15 protein-coding genes, 1 tRNA gene and 2 rRNA genes (1 of these 18 running past the window's edge) are annotated in these 20,322 nt (G+C 62.7%); 9 read left to right on the plus strand and 9 right to left on the minus strand.

The annotated features are described in order from the left end of the window. Window positions 1-177 precede the first annotated feature (177 nt). Window positions 178-1,368 carry a Xaa-Pro peptidase family protein gene (locus FJ977_RS13910; RefSeq protein WP_140772196.1) on the minus strand — a complete coding sequence of 397 codons (1,191 nt, stop codon included), beginning with the start codon at window positions 1,366-1,368 and terminating at the stop codon, window positions 178-180. A gap of 367 nt (window positions 1,369-1,735) precedes the next feature. Here FJ977_RS13910 and FJ977_RS13915 point away from each other — a divergent pair, with 367 nt between their 5' ends. The 6 genes from FJ977_RS13915 (at window position 1,736) to FJ977_RS13945 (ending at window position 7,554) form a co-directional block, all read left to right on the plus strand. Then, a complete protein-coding gene (locus tag FJ977_RS13915; protein WP_140772198.1) occupies window positions 1,736-3,346 on the plus strand; it encodes an ABC transporter substrate-binding protein in 1,611 nt (536 codons plus the stop codon). Between the two features lie 267 nt (window positions 3,347-3,613). Continuing rightward, window positions 3,614-4,600, plus strand: coding sequence for an ABC transporter permease (locus tag FJ977_RS13925; protein WP_140772200.1), 987 nt, complete (start codon window positions 3,614-3,616; stop codon window positions 4,598-4,600). Continuing rightward, the gene (locus tag FJ977_RS13930; RefSeq protein ID WP_140772202.1) at window positions 4,597-5,427 is read left to right on the plus strand and encodes an ABC transporter permease; all 831 of its coding nucleotides are present in this window, start codon (window positions 4,597-4,599) and stop codon (window positions 5,425-5,427) included. The genes FJ977_RS13925 and FJ977_RS13930 overlap by 4 nt, the downstream gene beginning before the upstream one ends. Next, window positions 5,424-6,269 (plus strand): ABC transporter ATP-binding protein, encoded by an 846-nt coding sequence (locus FJ977_RS13935; RefSeq protein ID WP_140772204.1) that lies wholly within the window; start codon window positions 5,424-5,426, stop codon window positions 6,267-6,269. The genes FJ977_RS13930 and FJ977_RS13935 overlap by 4 nt, the downstream gene beginning before the upstream one ends. Continuing rightward, entirely contained in the window at window positions 6,266-7,051 is a 786-nt protein-coding gene (locus tag FJ977_RS13940) for an ATP-binding cassette domain-containing protein (RefSeq protein WP_140772206.1), read from the plus strand. The genes FJ977_RS13935 and FJ977_RS13940 overlap by 4 nt, the downstream gene beginning before the upstream one ends. Continuing rightward, a complete protein-coding gene (locus FJ977_RS13945; protein ID WP_140772208.1) occupies window positions 7,048-7,554 on the plus strand; it encodes an L-2-amino-thiazoline-4-carboxylic acid hydrolase in 507 nt (168 codons plus the stop codon). The genes FJ977_RS13940 and FJ977_RS13945 overlap by 4 nt, the downstream gene beginning before the upstream one ends. Before the next feature lie 75 nt (window positions 7,555-7,629). On the opposite strand, the gene FJ977_RS13950 is transcribed toward FJ977_RS13945, so the two are convergent. From FJ977_RS13950 to FJ977_RS13965, 4 genes are all read right to left on the minus strand, one after another. Continuing rightward, complete coding sequence (locus FJ977_RS13950; RefSeq protein ID WP_027043364.1) at window positions 7,630-8,385, minus strand: ATP-binding cassette domain-containing protein; 756 nt, start codon at window positions 8,383-8,385, stop codon at window positions 7,630-7,632. Then, a complete protein-coding gene (locus tag FJ977_RS13955) occupies window positions 8,378-9,439 on the minus strand; it encodes a ribose ABC transporter (RefSeq protein ID WP_140772210.1) in 1,062 nt (353 codons plus the stop codon). The genes FJ977_RS13950 and FJ977_RS13955 overlap by 8 nt, the downstream gene beginning before the upstream one ends. A gap of 100 nt (window positions 9,440-9,539) precedes the next feature. Continuing rightward, a complete protein-coding gene (locus tag FJ977_RS13960) occupies window positions 9,540-10,517 on the minus strand; it encodes an ABC transporter substrate-binding protein (RefSeq protein WP_140772212.1) in 978 nt (325 codons plus the stop codon). Between the two features lie 449 nt (window positions 10,518-10,966). Continuing rightward, complete coding sequence (locus FJ977_RS13965; RefSeq protein WP_140772214.1) at window positions 10,967-11,872, minus strand: sugar-binding domain-containing protein; 906 nt, start codon at window positions 11,870-11,872, stop codon at window positions 10,967-10,969. A gap of 289 nt (window positions 11,873-12,161) precedes the next feature. Here FJ977_RS13965 and FJ977_RS13970 point away from each other — a divergent pair, with 289 nt between their 5' ends. Both FJ977_RS13970 and FJ977_RS13975 read left to right on the plus strand, forming a co-directional pair. Further along, the gene (locus FJ977_RS13970; protein WP_140772216.1) at window positions 12,162-13,070 is read left to right on the plus strand and encodes a tagatose-bisphosphate aldolase; all 909 of its coding nucleotides are present in this window, start codon (window positions 12,162-12,164) and stop codon (window positions 13,068-13,070) included. A gap of 84 nt (window positions 13,071-13,154) precedes the next feature. Beyond that, the gene (locus FJ977_RS13975) at window positions 13,155-14,600 is read left to right on the plus strand and encodes an ROK family protein (protein ID WP_246683081.1); all 1,446 of its coding nucleotides are present in this window, start codon (window positions 13,155-13,157) and stop codon (window positions 14,598-14,600) included. Window positions 14,601-14,618: 18 nt separating this feature from the next. Here the strand turns inward: FJ977_RS13975 and FJ977_RS13980 are convergent, their stop codons facing one another. After that, entirely contained in the window at window positions 14,619-15,398 is a 780-nt protein-coding gene (locus FJ977_RS13980; RefSeq protein ID WP_140772220.1) for a DeoR/GlpR family DNA-binding transcription regulator, read from the minus strand. Between the two features lie 180 nt (window positions 15,399-15,578). Here FJ977_RS13980 and FJ977_RS13985 point away from each other — a divergent pair, with 180 nt between their 5' ends. After that, the gene (locus tag FJ977_RS13985; protein ID WP_140772222.1) at window positions 15,579-16,361 is read left to right on the plus strand and encodes a hypothetical protein; all 783 of its coding nucleotides are present in this window, start codon (window positions 15,579-15,581) and stop codon (window positions 16,359-16,361) included. Between the two features lie 547 nt (window positions 16,362-16,908). On the opposite strand, the gene FJ977_RS13990 is transcribed toward FJ977_RS13985, so the two are convergent. From FJ977_RS13990 to FJ977_RS14000, 3 genes are all read right to left on the minus strand, one after another. Further along, window positions 16,909-16,985, minus strand: a tRNA-Met gene (locus tag FJ977_RS13990). 297 nt (window positions 16,986-17,282) lie between these two features. Then, window positions 17,283-17,397, minus strand: a 5S ribosomal RNA gene (rrf, locus tag FJ977_RS13995). A 148-nt stretch (window positions 17,398-17,545) separates the two neighbouring features. Beyond that, window positions 17,546-20,322 (minus strand): 23S ribosomal RNA (locus FJ977_RS14000) (it continues 21 nt past the right edge of the window).

Here is a 20,322-nt window from a genome sequence, read left to right on the forward strand (position 1 = left end):
GTCCTGCCGGACATTTCTCCCCGTATAGTGACGGGGAGAAAGACGCAGTCATAGGCGCTTTCGCCAATTTTCAACGCCGCAGAATAGGTGCCGAGGGCGCGGCTGCCATCTTCTCCCCGTCACTATACGGGGAGAAGATGCCGGCAGGCGGATGAGGGGCAGCGCCAATCTTGGGTTCTATGAAATCCCACCCCTGTTCCACCCGCGCCCGCGATCGCCAAACATCACATAACCCGCCTCGGTCACCGCAAGCGTATCCTCCAGCTTGATGAAGCCGCGCGTCGGGTGAAGCATGGTCGTCTCGACCGACAGCACCATGTTTTTCTCCAGCGGTTTGGCCGCGTAGGTGCCTTCATAGGCCACCGGGTGGTTGGTCATCAGGAACGGCGCCTCATGCGTGATCAGGCCCATCCCGTGCGCGAAGAAATCCGTGTAGGCCGCGACCTTCGATGACTTCAGCACGCCCTCGGCATGCGAAATCATGTCGCCGCCCAGCGTGCCCGCCCTCACCTTCGAGAAGGCGGCCTGCTGCACTGTCTCGACCTCGGCCAGGAGATCCTCCAGCTCGGCATCCGGCTCGCCCAGAGTGCCCATGCGGCAGAGGTCGCCGATATAGCCGTGATAATTGCCACCGGAATCGATCGACAGCACCTCACCCTTTTTCCACGCCTGCGGCGATGCCGCGCGGTTGTGGCTGGAGCCCAGGGTCAGCAGGCAATATTCGAAATGCGCGCCGCGATTGGTTTCCTCGCGCCGCAGATGTTCGATCATCTCGGCCTTGGTCGTGCCTTCGCGCGCCCAGCCGATGGTCGCCAGCATGGAATCGGTGATCAGCTCGGAGGCGGTGCGCAGTTTCTCCAGTTCCGCATCGGTCTTGATGGCGCGCATGCTCTCCAGCATCGTTGTCGCATCGATCAGCTTGGCGTCGGGCAGCGCCTTGCGGATCAGCGCATAGGCGTCCGACGGCAGGAAGCCCGGCTCGATGCCGATGCGCGCCCCATCCTTGCCGATCTTCCTGACATGCTCGACAGCCAGGTTCGCGGCATCCAGCGTGCCCCAACAGGCGGCATGCAGCGTCGGCGTCCAGAACGGGTTGTTCTGGTGCTCGCCGCCCTCCATGCGGTTGCCGATATAGGCGGCGTGATCCGGGCCGCCCTTTTCGTAGACGACGATGGGCAGGTAACGGCTGTGGCCGATCGCATCCATGGCAGCGAAGAAGATGAACTTGTAGCCGCCCAGCAGGTACTGCGTGTTGTGCTTGGAAGTTGCGAGCAGCACATCGATGCCGGCCTCCTCCATCAGCCGGTCGACCCTCGCCTGGTCAAAAGGGATATTGCTGACGGCATTCTTGCCCGGCGCAATGTTCATGTCTCTCTCCCTGAATTTGCCTGGGATCGATGCTGTTTCGCCCATATCCCTTGGCCGTGGAGCAAATCTGCACCATTTTGCCCACTCTGGTCTAGCCAGAAATACGCGACCGGCGCTTCTGAACGGTCACCAACTCGTCATCTGTCGCATATGCGCCAAATCTGGTCCTACCAGATCGGTTGACTTGACCCCGTTCTCTCAAACTGGTCCAGCGGACGAAAATTTCAAAGCCAAGCAAGGATGCGCCAATTCCGTCTCTGGCGAAACCCTCGGCAAGGCTCATAATCGCCGCCGCAAGGATGCCGATGCCGGCATCCGAGGGGTGTTGTCGCGCCCGGTCGGGTCGCGGAGAGGACGGAGTTCGATCATGCCAGGTTCCACGATTTCCAGACGCACGATGCTTGCCGGCTCGGCGATGCTTCTGGCTTCCACGGCCATGCCGACATTGGGCTGGGCGCAGACGCCGAAGAAGGGTGGACGGCTGGTATTGGCCGCGGACTCCGAACCGCGCAACCTCAACCCGGCGATCGTCGCCTCGAACGGTGTCTTCTTCATCTCCAGCAAGATCGTCGAAACGCTGGCCGAAGCCTCCTTCGATGGCAAGGACGGGCTCGCGCCACGCCTGGCGCTGAGCTGGGTAGGTTCCGCCGATGGGCTCTCAGTGACGTTCAAACTGCGCGAAGCCGTCAAATGGCATGACGGCAAGCCGTTCACCTCTGCCGACGTCGCCTTCTCGGCGCTGCAGATCTGGAAGCCGCTGCAGAATCTCGGCCGCACAGTGTTCAAGGACCTCGCGGCCGTCGACACTCCGGACGATTTCACCGCCGTCTTCAAATTCGCCAAGCCGACGCCGTTCCAGCTGATCCGCAACGCACTGCCGGCGCTGTCGAGCGTCGTGCCGAAACACATCTATGAGGTCGGCAAGATCGAGGACAACCCGGCCAACACCGCCCCCATCGGCACCGGCCCATTCAAATTCGGCGAGTACAAGGCCGGCCAGTATTACCGGCTGATCAAGAACACCGATTACTGGGGCAAGGACGAGCCCTATCTCGACGAGATCATCTACCAGGTTCTGCCCGACCGGACGTCGGCGGCGAGCGCGCTCGAAGCCGAAGAGATCCAGCTCGCTGCCTTTTCCGCCGTGCCGCTGGCCGACCTCGACCGCATCTCCAAGGTGCCGGGCCTGAAGGTGATCTCCAAGGGCTATGAGGGGCTGACCTATCAGCTCGTCGTCGAGATCAACCATCGCCGCAAGGAACTGGCCGATCTGAAAGTGCGCCAGGCCATCGCGCATGCCATCGACAAGGATTTCGTCGTCAAGACGGTGTTCCTCGGCTATGCCGCGACAGCTACCGGCCCGGTGCCCAAGAACGATCCGCAATTCTACACCGCCGATGTGCCGATCTATGCCTTCGACGTTGCCAAGGCCAACGCGCTGCTCGACGAAGCTGGCTACAAGAAAGGCCCGGACGGCAAGCGCTTCACGCTGAAACTTTTGCCGGCGCCCTATTTCAACGAGACCAAGCAGTTCGGCGACTATCTGCGCCAGGCGCTGGCAGCCATCGGTATCGACGCGCAGCTGGTCAATAACGACTCCGCCGCGCACATCAAGGCGGTCTACACCGACCACGCCTTCGACCTCGCCGTCGGCCCGCCCGTATTCCGCGGCGACCCGGCGATCTCGACCACCATCCTGGTGCAGAGCGGCATTCCCGACGGCGTGCCGTTCTCCAACCAGGGTGGCTACAAGAACGATGCGCTCGACGCGCTGATCACCAAGGCCTCGGAAACGCTCGACACCACGGCCCGCACCGACCTCTACAAGGAGTTCCAGAAGGAGGTGGCGGCCGACCTGCCGCTGATCAACGTCGCCGAATGGAGTTTCATCAGCGTCGCCCGCGACACGGTGGGCAACATCGCCAACAATCCGCGCTGGGCTGTATCGAACTGGGCGGACACGTATCTGGCGGGCTAGTGTACTCTCAAGGCTTGCGCATCGTGTAGTCGGGTGCTCAGCTTCCACGGTGAGAGTTCCGTCGCGCCCCCCTCTGTCCTACCGGACATCTCCCCCACAAGGGGGGAGATTGGCAGTTTTTGCGCCTCGCTCAATCCTGCAGCGTTGGAAATTAGCGAAGACAGAGACAACAGCTGATCTCCCCCCTTGTGGGGGAGATGTCCGGCAGGACAGAGGGGGGCGCCGTAGAACTCGACCCTTATGGCTTAATCCGAGTGCGGCTTTCCCATGAACCGCGCCCTCACCCTCATCCGCCGCCGCCTCCTCGGCAGCATCTTCGTGCTGCTGATCGTCGTCATCGGCACCTTCCTCTTGCTCGAGGCCGCACCCGGCGACGCGGTCGACGCCTACATCGTCTCGACCGGCGGCGACGCCGGCATGATCGAATTGCTGCGTCATCGCTGGGGCCTCGACCAGTCGGAACTGACGCGGCTGGCCAACTACCTCTGGGCGCTGCTGCATCTGGATCTTGGCCAGTCGGTGACCTTCTCCAGGCCGATCCGCGACGTCGTCCTCGAGCGCCTGCCCAACACGCTGTTGCTGATGGTCAGCGCCACCGCGCTGTCCTTCGGCCTCGGCTCGGCACTCGGCATCTATGCCGGCGCCCGCCCCGGCAGTTTCCGCGACCGCTTCCTGTCGATCGGCTCGCTGGCGCTCTATGCCGTGCCGGGTTTCTGGCTCGGCCTGGTGCTGATCGTGGTCTTTGCCGTCGACCTGCGCTGGCTGCCGATCGGCGGCATCGAGACCCTCGCCTCGGACAAGACCGGCCTCGACCGCGCCGCCGACATCGCCGTCCATCTCGTCCTGCCGGTGGCCGCACTCGGCTTCATCTATCTGGCGCTCTATCTGCGCATGATGCGCGCCGGCATGGCCGAGGCTTGGCGCCAGGATTTCGTGCTGGCCGCCCGCGCCAGGGGGCTTTCGCGTCGCCGCCTCGTGCTCGCCCACGTCGCCCGCAACGCGCTGCTGCCACTGGTCACCATGCTTGGTCTGCAATCGGCGCAGATGCTCGGTGGCAGCGTCGTTATCGAGAGCGTCTTCTCCGTGCCCGGCCTCGGCCGGCTGGCGCAGGAAGCGGTGGCTTCGCGCGACACGCCCCTGCTGCTCGGCATCATCCTTACCAGCGCCGTCCTGGTCATCATCATCAACCTTCTCGTCGACATCGCCTATGCCTTTCTCGACCCGCGCGTCGGTGCCGGCGAGGCCGGCGCATGAGCCCGCTGCGCCGCTTTCTGCGCACGCCCGAGGCCGCCGCCGGCGCCATCCTCCTGGCCGCGCTGATTGCGATGGCGCTCATCGCGCCGCTGCTGTTTCCAGGTGACCCGCAAGCCATCGCCGGCCCGGCGCTGCTGCCGCCTTTCCAGGATTGGTCGCTGCCACTCGGCACCGACCGGCTCGGCCGCGACTTGCTAGCGGAGCTTTTCCATGGCGCCCGCACCTCCCTGGCTGTCGGCCTAGCAGCGGCGGCGGCGGCACTCGCCATCGGCGCGGTGATAGGTACGCTGGCCGGCTTTGCCGGCGGCCTCGCCGACGAGGTGCTGATGCGCATCACCGATGCCTTCCAGACAGTACCCAGCTTCCTGCTCGCGCTGGCCTTCGTCAGCGTCGTCGGGCCATCGCTCGGCATTGTCGTTGTGGCAATAGCGCTCGGCACCTGGACCGGACCGGCTCGAATTGCCCGCGCCGAAGTCCTCTCCATTCGCGAACGCGATTATGTCGCCAGCGCCCGTGCTATCGGCATGCATCCGCTGGCGATCGCCTTTCGCGAGGTGCTGCCCAACGCCTTGCCGTCGGTGCTGGCGATGTCGTCTGTGATCGTCGCCGCCGCCATCCTCACCGAGGCGGCCCTGTCGTTTCTCGGCCTCGGCGATCCCAACCGCGTCACCTGGGGTGGCATGATCGCCGAAGGCCGCGCGGTTCTGCGCACCGCGCCCTTCCTGTCGATCGTCCCGGGCATCGCGCTGGTGCTCACTGTGCTCGGCGTCTATCTCGCCGGCGAAGGCATCGTCGAAACGACGGCGGTCAGGAGAGGCCTGTCGTGACGGTGCTGGCTTCGATCCGCGACCTGACGGTGACCTACCGCCGCGACGGTCGCGAAGTGGCAGCGCTGAAAGGCGTTGGCTTCGATATTGTGGCTGGCGAGCGTCTGGCGATTATCGGCGAAAGCGGTTCAGGGAAAAGCACGCTGGCGTTGGCGATTGCGGGGCTTTTGCCGGCGAGCGCCAGGGTTGAAGGACGGATCGATTGGTTCTGGCGAACACAACCAATCCTGGGCACCGTAGAGCGCCAACTTCGTCATCTTCGCGGTGGAGTTCCCCTCCTCGGCCGCGACATCGGCTTCGTCTTTCAGGACGCTTCCACCAGCCTCGACCCCGTCATGACCATCGGCAAACAAATCGCCGAAGTCGCCCGCACTCATCTCGGCCTTACCTGGTCTCAGGCATACGCGAAGGCAAAAACCTTGCTCCAACGCGTCCACCTGCCCGACCCGGACTCCGCCCTGCATGCCTTTCCGCATCAGCTCTCCGGCGGCCAGAAGCAGCGCGTGGCGATTGCCGCCGCGATCGCTGCCGGACCGAAACTGCTGATCGCCGACGAAGCGACCAGCGCGCTCGACACCATCGTGCAGGCCGAGATCGTCGGCTTGATCCGGAGGCTGGTGGCCGAGGATGGCATGACGCTGCTGTTCATCAGCCACGACATCGCGCTGGCGGCAGATCTCGCCGAGCGCATGGCCGTCTTCCGCCAAGGCCAGCTGGTCGAGCTTGGCACGGCGGCGCGGATTGTCGGCGCGCCGGCCCAGCCCTACACCCGCGCGCTGCTCGACGCCCATATCGGCCTCGACGCCGAACCGCTGCTGAACCGAAGCGGTCTCAACGCATGAGCCTGCTCACAGTTTCCAACCTCACCAAACGCTACCGTCGCGGCGGCAAGACCGTCACTGCGGCCGACGATGTCTCTTTTCATATCGAGCCCGGCGAAACATTGGCGCTGGCCGGCCCCTCCGGCAGCGGCAAGTCGACGATCGCGCGGCTGGTGCTGCGCCTGATCGAACCGGACGCCGGTCGCATCGAATTCGAAGGCGATGATTTCCTGGCCTTGAGTGGCGCTGCGCTCAGAGCACGCCGCGCTCGCTTGCAAATGGTGTTCCAGGATCCGCTTGCCGCCTTCAATCCGCGCGCCACGGTGGCGCGCGTGCTCGACGATCCCTTGCGCATCCATGGTATCGCCTCTCGCACTGAACGCCCGCGCCGCATCGCTGCCTTGCTCGAGCGCGTCGGGCTGACGGCCGATCTGGCGCCGCGCGCCGTACATGAAATTTCCGGGGGCCAGCGGCAGCGCGTCGCCATCGCCCGGGCCATCGCCACGAAACCGTCTTTGATCGTGCTTGACGAAGCGGTTTCGGCGCTCGACGTCTCGGTGCGCGGACAGATCCTCGATCTGTTGCTCGACCTGCAAAGGCAGGAACGGATCGCCTATCTCTTCATTTCCCATGATCTCGGCGTCGTCCGCGCCGTCGCCCACCGCGTCATCCTGCTCGATGCCGGGCGGATTGCCGAGAGCGGCGACGCCCGTGCCGTCATCGACGCACCGCAATCGGCCATTGGCAAGGCGTTGGTGGCAGCTGCGCCAAGGCTCAAAAGAACCACACAGGACGCATCATGACCGACCCAGAAGCCAGAGCCGAGAAACTGTCGCGCGAACTCGATTCCGCCTTCCGCAACCGCGCCGATCTCTACCGCCTCTTTCTCGACGAACTGACCGGGGAGTTGGGCACCGAGAAGGCGGAGGCAATCATGGTCCGCGCAATCGAACAGCGTGGCAAGGAAGTGGCCGCGGCTGCCTTCGCCAGCTTCGGCGCCAACGACGCGCGCGCCATCGGCGAGGCCTTCCTGGCCGTCAGCCCGGATGGCGGCCTGATGTATCCGACCGATGTCGAGCGCGGCGATGACCGCATCGCCTTCAAGGTCAAACGCTGCCCGCTGAAGGATGCCTGGGTCGAGGCCGGCGTCGGCGATGAAAAGCTCGCCACGCTCTGCCGTATCGCCGGCGCCTTCGACCGTGGCCTGTTCGAGGCGACCGGCGTGCGCTTCGACAACGTCACCTGGACGCCCGGCCACGGCTCCGGCTGCTGCCACATCGCATTGACCAACCGCGATGCCGCCTAAGCAATTCAGTGTCTAAGTTGTGTTGGGATTCAGGTCAGGCCGAGCGTTTACAGGCCGACCGAATATCAATCCACCTTAGCCGCCGACCATCAGCTTGACGACCTCGTCATGATTGGTCTCGGAGATCTTGCGCTCGCCGGCCTGGACGCCGCGCCGCAGCACGACGATGCGGTCCGAGACCGCAAAGATGTCTTGCAGATTATGCGAGATGAAGATCACGCCGCGCCCTTGCGCCTTGAGCTGGTGGATCAGCGAAATGACCTTGCGCTGCTCCGGCACGCCAAGCGCGGCGGTTGGCTCGTCCATGATCAGGATCTGTGCATCCCAGTAGACGGCGCGGCCGATGGCGACGGCTTGGCGCTGCCCACCGGAGAAGTTGCTGACCGGGGCCTCGAGCCGGCTGACATGGAAGTCCAGCCGGCCCATCGTCGCCTTGGCCGCCTCGGCCATGGCCTTGCGGTCTAGCACCGGCAGGAAGCCGAACGCCTTGCGCATCGGTTCGCGGCCGAGGAATATGTTGGCGCCGATCGACAGATTGTCAGCGAGCGCGAGATCCTGGTAGATCGTCTCGATGCCCTTTTCGCGCGCCTCCTGCGGCGTCGCGAACGTCACCGGCTGGCCCCTGAGCAGGATTTCGCCGCCCGTCGGCTGGAACACCCCCGATATCGCCTTGATCAGCGTCGTCTTGCCGGCACCGTTGTCACCGGCCAGCGCCACCACTTCGCCCGGCCGCACGGCCATGGAGAAGTCGTTGAGCGCGCGCACGGCGCCGAAGTGCTTGGACAGGTTTCGAACCTCCAGCAGGGGCGTGGTCTGGTTGCTGCTATTCATCCTGACGGGCTCCACTGAACCGGCGTTGCGCCTGGTCGATAAGGACGGAAATGATGATGACGACGCCGACGGCGATGAACTGCCAGAACGGCTCGACATTGACGAAGACCAGCCCGTACTGGATGACCGCGATTACCAGCGCGCCGGCGACCGTGCCGAAGATGGTGCCGGAACCGCCGAACAGGCTGGCGCCGCCGATCACCACCGCCGCGACGCTGTCGAGCAGCAAGGGCTCGCCGGCTTGCGCCGCACCCGCCGTGAAGCGCGCGGCATAGAGCGCGCCGCCAAGGCCGGCACACATTGCCGACAGCACATAGAGCCGCAGTATGTGGCCCCTGATATCGATACCGGAGCGACGCGCCGCCTGCACATTGGCGCCGATGGCATAATTGTGCTGCCCGAACCGGGTCTGGCTGAGCAGATAGTGCATCACGACGACGAAGATAGCGGTGATCAGCACCAGATAGGGCACGCCAAGGACCTTGCCGTTGCCGAGCAGCGCGAACCAGGAATTCTGCACCGGCACGGTCGTGCCGCCGGCAAGCAGGAAAGCAGCGCCGCGCGCGACGCCGAACATACCGAGCGTGCCGATGAAGGGCGGCACTCTGAGGCGCGAGATGAGCAGGCCGTTGATGACGCCGGGCACGCCGGCAACGATGACCGCGGCGAGGATGCCCGCCAGCATGGCCAGCGGCAAGGGGATGGCAGCACCCGCCATGTTGGTGGCGTGCGCGGCGACGACGGCGGCAAGCCCCATGATGAAGCCGAGCGACAGGTCGATACCGCCCGAAATGATGACAAAGGTTTGCCCGGTCGCCAGCAGCAGCGGCGCCACGGCGAATATCGCGATGGACTGCAGGTTGAACGGATTGAGGACGAAGGTCACACCGAAGGCGAGCCTCGACCAGATCTCGAAACAGACGATCAGGCCGGCGAGGAACAGCCAGGCACGCGCTTCGGCGATACGTCCGATCAGGCTTCTGGCCGGATCGCCGTGGTCGGCCTGAGGGGCGACATGCTTCTCGGCCGGTTGGGCTGGTGATGTCGAGGTCATGGATACTCCGCGGTGCGGCTGCCTTCAAACAGGTCCCGCCTTTGGCGAGGACCGGCACAGGCTCCTCCCGTTGAGCGGGAGGAGCCAAGCACGTCTGGACTTACTCGGAGTAGAGATACTTCGAGATGTTCGGGTCCGCGATGTTGGACTTGTTCATGATCGTGAAGCCGGTGCCGATCGTGACCGGGATCGAGTGGCCGGTCAGGTGGGCGTAGGCCGAGACAACGCCATAATAACCGATCTCGGCGGGATGCTGGGCAATCGCCACGTCGACCAGGCCAGTGTTGATGTTGTCGACGATGCTGGTCGGAGCATCGAAGGCAACCACCTTGACGGTGCCCGTCTGGCCGGCCTGCTTGACGCCATTGGCGGCACCCAGCGCCGAGAACAGATTGGCGCCGAACACGCCGACCAGGTCGGGATTGCGCGCGAACACCGCCTGCAGCTGCGAAGCCGCCTTGTTGGCGTCGTCGTCATTGAACTGGGTCTCCAGCACGGTGATGCCGGGATGATTTGCCATCTCCTTCTTGAAGCCCTCCTCGCGCTGGTCGGTGGTCGAGACGCCAGGCTTGACGTTCGAGACATAGACCTTGCCCTTGTCGCCAATGGCGGTTGCCAGCGCGCGCGCCGCGATCTCGCCGCCGAGAACATTGTCCGAGGCGATGTAGGACAGCGGGAAATCGGCATCGCCGGCACCGGTCTGGTAGACACCGCTGCCGATGAAGGTGTCGACGGTGATGACCGGAATGCCGGCATCATTGGCCTTGCGCAACGGCTCGACCAACTGGACCTTGTCGGTCGGCGCGATCAGGATCGCGTCCGGCTTCTTGGCGATGACCGCGTCAAGCACCGGCACCTGTGTGACCGGGTTGAAGTCCGAAGCTCCCTGGAAAACCAGGTTCACGCCAAGCGCGTCAGCCGCTGCCTGGGCACCCTTGCGCATGGTGATGTAGAAGCCGTCGGTGGTGAGGCCCGGAATGAGCGCGATGGTGTATTTCTTGTCCTGCGCCTGCGCGGGCGCGATCAACACCGTCGCGCTGACGGCGAGCGCCGCGAGCGCGGCAACGATCTTCTTCATGACATCCTCCTCATTATTGGCAGATCTGCCGTTGCGAGTGACATTGGAATGACCGTCATCCGTGCAGAGACGGATACCAACGGCCGTGAAAGCCTGTTTGCCTTTCGCGGGCAGCTCCTCCCAAGCGCCCTCCAGTCAACATGTCGGCCGGTCAGCCGACCGGCGCACTGGGCCACAGCCCCGTCCTCTGCCTCCGAGAGGTCCGACAAACTGTGCCCCGCGCCACGCTTTGCCAGCGGGCGTTCGAACTTGTAACACTTTGCAGAAATAAATTGCAACCCGGTTTTTCCGAGCTTGCAGCGCCGGGATATTCACACAGTCCAACATCTGACCGCTCCGTGGAGCCCCGGCCAACTATTGCTCCGCGCCTTCGGCGACACAACCTATTTCGCGGCAGCGCCCTGGAGCCACCTCCAGAAGGGCAGCGTCAACGCGCTATTGCCGCCGGTCTATGTCTGCGAGAGGGTGGCCAGAATGGCCTGCGCGGTCTTGGTATCCGTCACCAGCGTGTTGATGAGTCCGGCGCGAACGGCGGCAATGATCGCCGTCGCCTTCTCCGGCGATGCGGCAACGCCGATGACCAGCGGCACGGCTCGCAGCTGCGCCGGCGACATTGCGATCATCCGGCTCTCCCCTTCCCAGGCGATCAGCGTGCCCTCGGCATCAAAATAATGGCGAAGCACGTCGCCGGCCGCATGAACGAGCGCCTGCTCACTGGGCGTGGCGGCACTTGCCTCCGGGGCATTGATGGCGTGCGGCAAGCCGATGCCAACGATCGCGACATCGGTCCTCTCCCACAAAGCGACGGCATCGCGAATGGCGGTGTCGCGCAGGAAGACCTCTCGCAATTCGGTAGACGGCAGATAAGGCGCATGGATGAAATGCGGTGTGCCGCCGAACTCCTCGGCGGCGAGTCGCACGAATTCGTTGACCTGAAAATGCGCCGCCTGCTGCTGCATGCCGCCGGTGGCGGCCACGGTCAGCACGCCCGGCATGCGCGGCAGGCCGGCCCGGATGACCTCGCGCACCGCGCGTCCCCAGCCGATGGCGACGACGGAGCCCGCCACCAGTTGCGCCTGCCTGAGCAGACCGCCAAGCGGCGCCGCGAGCGCCGCCAGCGTACCCGCCGCCGGCGTCTCCACCACCGCGGCATCCCGCAATTTCAAGCCGTCGACCAGCTGCCTTGTGATGTCCTCCGGTGTCGCAAGGTCGAGAACCTCGATGCGGACAATGCCCTCGGCCCGCGCCCGCTGCAGCAGACGCGAAATCGTCGCGGTGGAGACACCGAGCTGCCGGGCGATGTCGACCTGCGACATCTCCTCCACGTAATGCAGCTTAGCCACCGTGTGCAGCATCGTCCGCGATGGGGTGGCATCCTGGATGGGAGAAACAGACAGCTTGCAATTCCTTTCAGCAACGTGTTACACACACATACGCCGACGGGAGTTATCGCGCAAATCCAGCCAACTCGCAACTTGCCGCCGATCCCTGGTCACAAGGCCGGCGAGGCGTCGTTCGCGAGGGCGGATGGCGCAGCACCTCGGCAAAATCTCCCTGCCTGCCGGCAAGGCGGGCAGAACCGAACATTCTTGTTTTCACGGATCCGCGCCCTTCGTGAGAGAGCGCCAACATCGGATTGAGACCATGACGAAGATGACCACCGCGGAACTGCGCGGCTATCAGCAGATATGCGGCAAGGACGGGGCCATGGTGGCCATAGCCTGCGACCAGCGCGGCGGCATGCGGACCTTGCTGGCTTCCGACCCGGCCGAACAGGCCAGGATCACCAACGACATGCTTGGCGACACCAAGGAGGATATCACGCGCTACCTCGCCAGTGCCGCATCCTGCGTGCTGCTCGACCCGCTCTGCGCGGTGCCGCGCATTGTCGACGAGGGTGTGCTGAACCGCGATACGGCGCTGCTCATCGGCCTCGACGCTTCCGGTTTCGACGTCTCGCCCGTGGGTTACCGTCTGTCGCGCCTGGTTCCAGACATCGACGCGCGCCGTGTCCGCGCACTCGGCGGCACTGGCGGCAAGATCATGGTGTATCTGCGGGCCGACAAGCCTGAAGCCAACGAGCACAACATCGCCATCCTGCGCCAGTGCATCGCCGATTTCGGGCAGGAAGACCTGCTGCTGGTCGTCGAGTTCCTGACCTATCAGCTCGACGGCGAAAGCCCCGAGGACTATGCGGCCAAGACGCCGTGGCTGGTCGAGGAAGGCACCAGGATTTCGCTCGACTGCGGCGCCAAGGTGCTGAAGCTTCCCTACCCCGGAACGCCGCAAGCTTGCGCCAACATCACCAAAATGGCCGGTGAGGTGCCTTGGGCCGTGCTTTCGGCCGGCGTCAACCACGCCACCTTCCTCGGCCAGGTCGAGATCGCCATGCAGAACGGCGCCTCGGGCGTCATCGCCGGCCGCTCGCTTTGGAAGGACTGCATCTCGCTCGACCGTGACATCCAGCGCGAAAGGCTTAAGACCATCGCGGTGCCGCGATTGCGTGAGATCCAGGCCGTGATCGGGCACTACCGGCAAAAGGCCGCTGCCTGATAGTCGAATTTGGACTAGAGCTATTCCAGCAAAAGTGTGAAGCGGTTTGCGTCCGGAATTGCGTGAAAACAAATGCAGGACGCCATGCCTCTCAGCATAGGAATCGACATCGGCGGCACCAATCTGCGTGCCGCCCGCATCGCCGAGACCGGTGAGATCCTCAAGCGCGTTTCCGAAAAGAGCGCGCCCGACCCCGAGCTGGTGCTCGGCCGCATCGCCGACATGGTGCGCCTTCTCGACACGCCTGATGTGAAGGCCATCGGCGTCGGTGTTCCTGGCCGCGTCGATGCGCGGCGCGGCGCGGTCCTGTCAGGCGGCTATGTCAACCTCGCCTCGGTTGCACTGGCGCGGCGCCTGGAAGACATGACGGGCAAGCCTGTCGTCATCGACAATGACTGCAACATGGCGCTGGCCGCCGAGATGGCGCTCGGCGCCGGGCGTGGTCACGGCAACATTGTCATGTTCACTATCGGCACCGGCATTGGCGGCGCTGTCGCCCAGGATCGGCGGATCACGCGTGGCTCGGCAACGGCAGGGCAGCTTGGCCACATCACTGTCGACGTCGATGGCGAGGTCTGCGCCTGCGGCCGCCGCGGCTGCGTCGAGACCACCAGTTCGGGCACGGCGCTCGGCCGTCACATTGCACGCGCCGGGCTCGGCCCCGGCATTTCGGTCGATCAGCTCTTTGCCCGAGATACGGCGGGCGACACCACCGCGCGCGGCGTACTGGATGCCTGGGCGAGGCCGCTGCGCGCCGCCATCGACACCGCCGTTGCGGTGCTCGATCCCGACCTGGTGCTGCTTGGCGGTGGCCTCGGCCGGGCGGCGCACCTAGCGCTCGGCCGCGCACCGGCGCTGGCGCCCTGGTATCAATGCCAGGTCGAACCCGCGCAGCTCGGTGATGACGCCGGTGTGATCGGAGCCGGCCTGCAGGCCCTGGCGGGGGAGCCGCATGCCGTTTCGGTTGCCCCCTCGGCCCTGTCCGGCCAGATCAAGCGCGCGGTGCTCGTCAACGGAATCCCCGCCAGCGGCAAGAGCACCGTCTCGCGCGGCATCGCCGATCGCATGGGCTGGCCCTTGCTGGCGCTCGACACGATCAAGAACCCGTTTCTCGAAGTGCTCGGCGGCGGCGACCGCCTGTTCAACCGCACGCTCGGCCGCGCCAGCTACCAGGCGATCTGGTCCGTCGTCGGCGAAGCTCCCGCCGGGACCACCGTAATCGTCGACGCCTGGTTCGGCTTCCAGCCACGCGAGGTTCTGGAGGATCATCTGCGAAAAGCCGGTGTCGGGCAGACCGTTGAAGTATGGTGCCACGCGCCAGGCGAAGTGCTTGCCGAGCGATACGGCGCCCGACTCGACCAGCGCCCCGCCGGCCATCCCGGTGCCGCCTATATTCCCGAACTGATCGAGCTCGCCAAGCGCGCCGAGCCGTTGCGGCGCGGGCCGCTTTTCGACGTCGACACCACGAAACCGATCGACTTCGATGCGATCACGGCCTGGCTGCGAGCCAAAATGGCTGGCGACGCATAGATAGCCGGGCGGTCCCGTTCAGCCGCCCAGGACGTGGAGTTCCGTGCCAGCCGCTTCGATGACGGCGCGCAGCGCCGGCTGCGGCTCACGATCGGTGACGATGTCGGAAAGCTCGCCGATTGCGCAGACGCGTTCGAGGCTGTTGCGGCCGAACTTGTCATGGGTCACCACAAGCGCTGTCGACAGCGCTCGTGCAATCATTGCTCGTTTCACGGCGGCCGCCCCCGAGATCATGTCGCTGGGCCCATCCACGGACAGGCTTGAGGCGCCGATGATCGCAACATCGGCATTGTAGCGCCTGACGAATTCCACAGTGTCCTCGCCGAGCACGCTGGCTTCGCGGCTGTCATAGGTGCCGGGGCACAGGATAACCCGGAAGGTTGGATTGGCGCCGGCCACCGAGGCGACACCGATGGAGTTGGTGATGATGGTCAGGTCGCGCCTCAGCTGCGAGAGATTGCGCGCCGCCTCGTAAGTCGTCGAGCCGCCGTCGATCATCACGATCTGGCCTTTCTCAACCAGCCCGGCTACGCCACGCCCGATCCGGGCGCGCTCCTCGATCATGGTCTGGCTGCGCTCGGCGATCACAGGCTCGGATGTCACCAGCGAGATCGTCGCGCCGCCATAGGTCCGGTTGAGCAATCCCGCGTCGCCAAGCTCGATAAGATCGCGCCGAATGGTTTCGCCGGCGACACCAAGGCGCGTTGCGAGCCTGGAGATACGGATGGAGGCCGAGCGCCGCACTTCCGACAGAATGAGCTCATGCCGCTCCTTCTTCGATAGCCGGCTTTGTTCCATGATCGATCCTCCGCGAAATCGACACTATTAACCATGCCGAAGCGGATGGGAAAGAAGTCTCGCGGGGCCCGGCTGATTTGCCTCGGTTCGAACGGTTCAAGCCGGATGCCGGCTGACAAGTGCAAGCGCTGCTGATCAGATGACGTCCTGACGAATCGCCGCAAAACGACGGAGATCGCAATGCATGTCGTGACATTGCTGAAGGCTGATATGTTCGACGTCGAGATCGACGGCAAACCCGCGTCGATCTCGCAGGCCTTGCCGGACTGGAACCCGCATGACCGGTTCGGCCTGGTGATCGACGATGCGCTTGGCGGCATCGGTGCCACCCATCTGCTGCAGATCGCCATCACCTCCTTCTACGATATCAAGCCAAGCCGCCGCACCGAACTCACGGTCTATCCGGAGATCTATGCCTTCCACATCGGCAAGGGTTATGGCGCGCATGCACCATATGATTTCTGGCCGGCCAGGCGTGAGGTGATCACCTCGCGTGATCATCGCGAGGTGCTCGACGCCATCAATGATCGCGGCATCACAAGGCTGGCCATCCCCGACCGCGCACCGCGCGAGGTCGTGCATCGGCCGAAGGAGGTCGATGCCGCGCTGGACCGCATTGCCTCGGCATTCGTCTACAGTCCGTCGGGCCGGGTCCCGGATCCCGACCTCGTCATTTCAGGCAACGACAAGCGAACCGAATACAATCCCAACAGTGCCTTGCGACCGCGCTACACCGACAGCCGGCCGGCTTCTGTTTCAACGGCGGCCAAGCCGGTCAAGGAACTCGACTCGTCCTACCAGGACTGGCTTCGCAAGCGCGAGCACGATTTGACCGCCGAGGAACGCGCCTTTGTCGAACGCCGCCGCCAAGAGTTGAGACGGGACGGCCTCGTCACCGAAACCTATCGCCGCGTCGGTGTCCGTGAGGCCTTGATGCGACTGGCATCGGCCGGGCTCGGCTGAGGCCGGCTTTCCGCCCTTGCCCGAGGCGAGAAGCGTGCCGATGCCGACGCCGTCGGGGATGCTTGGTTTGGGATTTTTATGGTGGGTCGATTTTCTGGTCATAGGCGCAGTGAAGGCGGAGGGAGGGAACCTGACCGGCATTATTCGTCTGGGCCTGGTTTTGGATGGTGGCTCTGATTCGGCCTTCGCAGTTGGATCGGGCGTTTGGGACTGGCTTGGGAGGGGTCTGGGCTTTGCCGGGCCGCGTCAGCGGAGGCTGAGCCCCCGGATGCTGGGAGCGGATTGATGGCGGCGGCCGCCTTCCACGATGGGGACGGCCCGCGGGCTGTGAGCCAGGCGGGCTGATTTCGGGTGTTGTGGTTCATCCGGATAGCAAAACGGCCCGCCGGCGGGATGCCGGGCGGGCCGTTTGTGATGTTGGTTTTGGGGCAGGATTTGAGTTTTCTGTCCCGCGGCGTCGGCTTTGCCTCCTTGCGGGCCCCTAAAATCGGCCGGCCACCACGGCAAAATACAAAAGAGCCCGCACGATGGCGGGCTCTTTTGTATTTGGTTGCGGGGACAGGATTTGAACCTGTGACCTTCAGGTTATGAGCCTGACGAGCTACCGGGCTGCTCCACCCCGCGTCAACCCTAGGCAAGCGCTTGCTTGCTGACCTAGGCAAGCGTTTTCTTGCCGAACTAAGCAAGCGTTTGCTTGCTGATCCGAGCAAGCGTTTGCTTGCTTTGGACGTAAGCGCACACCTACGAATAGGATGGCCTACAAATAGGTAGATGGCTCACCAAATGAAAGGGCCGCTTACGCGGCCCGTGTTTCCCGTTGGCGGGCCTTGTTCGTAGAGAGAAGATTTCATCACGTCGTCCCAAAAATCGGCTTCGATTTTTGGAAAGTACGATGTGACACATAAAACGTGCGTTTAGCAGACCTGGCAGCGACCTACTCTCCCGCGTCTTGAGACGAAGTACCATCAGCGCTGGAGCGTTTCACGGCCGAGTTCGGAATGGGATCGGGTGCAGCCGCTCCGCCATAACCACCAGGTCGGCAAAACGCACGTTATTCGAGAAGCTTTTGAGCAAAGAGCACGAAGAGGCGTCGGCAGCGAAGCTGTCGGGTGCCTCTCGGGGCTGTTCGCTGGTCTTTATGTGCCTGTCATCCTCCATTGGAGCGATGAGCATAAGGAATGAGAACGATCAAGCCGATCGAACTATTAGTACCGGTAAGCTTCAAGCGTTGCCGCTCTTCCACACCCGGCCTATCAACGTGGTCGTCTTCCACGGTTCTCAGGGAATACTCGTTTTAAGGTGGGTTTCCCGCTTAGATGCCTTCAGCGGTTATCCCGTCCGGATATAGCTACCCTGCTATGCGGCTGGCGCCACAACAGGTCCACCAGAGATCCGTCCATCCCGGTCCTCTCGTACTAGGGACAGATCCTTTCAATATTCCTACACCCACGGCAGATAGGGACCGAACTGTCTCACGACGTTCTGAACCCAACTCACGTACCGCTTTAAATGGCGAACAGCCATACCCTTGGGACCTGCTCCAGCCCCAGGATGCGATGAGTCGACATCGAGGTGCCAAACAACCCCGTCGATATGGACTCTTGGGGGTCATCAGCCTGTTATCCCCGGCGTACCTTTTATCCGTTGAGCGATGGCCCTTCCACGCGGGACCACCGGATCACTATGACCGACTTTCGTCTCTGCTCGACTTGTCAGTCTCGCAGTCAGGCAGGCTTATGCCATTGCACTCAGCGAACGATTTCCGACCGTTCTGAGCCCACCATCGCGCGCCTCCGTTACTCTTTAGGAGGCGACCGCCCCAGTCAAACTACCCACCATACATTGTCCCGGACCCGGATAACGGGCCGCGGTTAGACATCCATAGTAATAAGGGTGGTATTTCAAGGGTGGCTCCACCTGAGCTGGCGCCCAGGTTTCAAAGCCTACCACCTATCCTACACATGCCACTACGAATGCCAATGTAAAGCTATAGTAAAGGTGCACGGGGTCTTTCCGTCTAACCGCAGGAACCCCGCATCTTCACGGGGAATTCAATTTCACTGAGTCTATGCTGGAGACAGCGGGGAAGTCGTTACGCCATTCGTGCAGGTCGGAACTTACCCGACAAGGAATTTCGCTACCTTAGGACCGTTATAGTTACGGCCGCCGTTTACTGGGGCTTCGATTCAGAGCTTGCACCCCTCCTCTTAACCTTCCAGCACCGGGCAGGCGTCAGACCCTATACGTCGTCTTGCGACTTCGCAGAGCCCTGTGTTTTTGATAAACAGTCGCTACCCCCTGGTCTGTGCCACCCTCCTCTACTTGCGTAGAAAAGGGTCACGCTTCTTCCGAAGTTACGCGTGCAATTTGCCGAGTTCCTTCAGCATAGTTCTCTCAAGCGCCTTGGTATACTCTACCAGACCACCAGTGTCGGTTTCGGGTACGGTTTATAAGGAGGAGCTATTTCCTGGAACCACGCAGCAGCCCGTTCAATCCGATAAGATTGGACTACCTCAATGATCCGTCACTACCTCCAAGCCCACGAATATTAACGTGGTTCCCATCGACTACGCGTTTCCGCCTCGTCTTAGGGGCCGGCTAACCCTGCTCAGATTAGCTTTAAGCAGGAACCCTTGGTCTTTCGGCGGGGGAGTCTCTCACTCCCCTTACGTTACTCATGTCAGCATTCGCACTTCTGATACCTCCACCACCCCTCACGGGTATGGCTTCATCAGCTTACAGAACGCTCCGCTACCGCTCGTATTGCTACGAACCCTAAGCTTCGGTGTATGGCTTTAGCCCCGTTACATTTTCGGCGCAAAGACCCTTATTTAGACCAGTGAGCTGTTACGCTTTCTTTAAATGATGGCTGCTTCTAAGCCAACATCCTGGTTGTTTTGGGATCCTCACATCCTTTCCCACTTAGCCATAACTTGGGGACCTTAGCTGTAGGTCAGGGTTGTTTCCCTTTTCACGACGGACGTTAGCACCCGCCGTGTGTCTGCCGACTAGTACTCCCAGGTATTCGGAGTTTGGTTAGGTTTGGTAATCCGGTGAGGACCCCTAGCCCATCCAGTGCTCTACCCCCTGGGGTATTCGGTCGACGCTCTACCTAAATAGATTTCGCGGAGAACCAGCTATTTCCGAGTTTGATTGGCCTTTCACCCCTAGCCACAAGTCATCCCGAACTATTGCAACAGTTATGGGTTCGGTCCTCCAGTAAGTGTTACCTTACCTTCAACCTGCTCATGGCTAGATCACTCGGTTTCGGGTCTAATGCGACGAACTGAACGCCCTATTCAGACTCGCTTTCGCTGCGCCTACACCTAGCGGTTTAAGCTTGCTCGTCACACTAAGTCGCTGACCCATTATACAAAAGGTACGTGGTCACCCTTGCGGGCTCCCACTGTTTGTAGGCAATCGGTTTCAGGTACTCTTTCACTCCCCTTGTCGGGGTGCTTTTCACCTTTCCCTCACGGTACTAGTTCGCTATCGGTCATGCACGAGTACTTAGGCTTGGAGGGTGGTCCCCCCAATTTCAGACAGGATTTCACGTGTCCCGCCTTACTCGAGGACGATTGATTGCATTACGCGTACGGGGCTGTCACCCACTATGGCCCTACTTTCCAGAAGGTTCCGCTTGTCTCTCAATCGCCACTGGCCTGGTCCGGGTTCGCTCGCCACTACTTCCGGAGTCTCGGTTGATGTCCTTTCCTACGGGTACTTAGATGTTTCAGTTCCCCGCGTTCGCCACTTTACCCCTATGTATTCAGGGTAAGTTACCTATTATCGATACTTGGAAACCACAGCAGCAAGTCACCCTGCTGCTCTGATTTTCCAAGTACCTTAGGTGGGTTTCCCCATTCGGAAATCTACGGATCAAAGGGTATTCGCACCTCCCCGTAGCTTATCGCAGCGTATCACGTCCTTCATCGCCTGTGCATGCCAAGGCATCCACCAA

This window comes from Mesorhizobium sp. B2-1-3A, from assembly GCF_006442655.1.
Taxonomy (GTDB): domain Bacteria; phylum Pseudomonadota; class Alphaproteobacteria; order Rhizobiales; family Rhizobiaceae; genus Mesorhizobium.